The organism is Saccharothrix lopnurensis, assembly GCF_042658445.1.
Lineage (GTDB): Bacteria > Actinomycetota > Actinomycetes > Mycobacteriales > Pseudonocardiaceae > Actinosynnema > Actinosynnema lopnurensis.
Genome location: NZ_JBHSQO010000129.1, coordinates 1 through 560, shown reverse-complemented (window position 1 = coordinate 560; position 560 = coordinate 1). Strand labels below are relative to the sequence as shown.

Below are 560 nucleotides of genomic sequence, written 5' to 3'. Positions count from 1 at the left end.
GAGCAGGACGCGAAAGACACTCATGTGTTGTTGTTGCTCGATGGTGTGGTGAAGGTGCAGACCACGGACGAGACGGGTGACACGGCGTTGTTGGCGATCCGGGTGGCGGGTGATCTGGTGGGCGAGATGGCGGCGTTGGACCAGAAGCCCCGGTCGGCGACGGTGGTGACGTGTGGTGACGTGGTGGCGAAGTTGATCACGAGTGGTGAGTTGATGAGCTTCCTGCACCGGCGCAACGACGTGTTCGTGGAATTGATCGGGATGATCAACGACCGGTTGCGGTGGGCGAACCAGCGCAGGCGGGATTTCCTGTCGCACCCGGCGGCGGAGCGGGTGGCGCGGGTGTTGGCCGAATTGGTGCAGACCTACGGTCGGGAGGAGCCGCACGGGTGGACGTTGGGAATTCCGCTGACCAAGGTCGAGCTGGCCTCGATCGCGGGGATGAAACCCCGCACGGCCGAGAAGGCGTTCTCCGACCTGCGCAAGGCGGGGGTCGTGGTCAGCCACCTCAGGCGTGACGTGCTCGTGCCCGACCTCGCCGGACTGCGCAGGTTCGCGGG

1 protein-coding gene is annotated in these 560 nt (G+C 65.5%); it reads left to right on the top strand.

Annotated elements, in window-relative coordinates; translation table 11 throughout:
* Positions 1 to 27 precede the first annotated feature (27 nt).
* Positions 28 to 560 (top strand): Crp/Fnr family transcriptional regulator (locus tag ACFP3R_RS37685; RefSeq protein WP_380643845.1); only part of this gene is annotated, 533 nt, incomplete at its 3' end.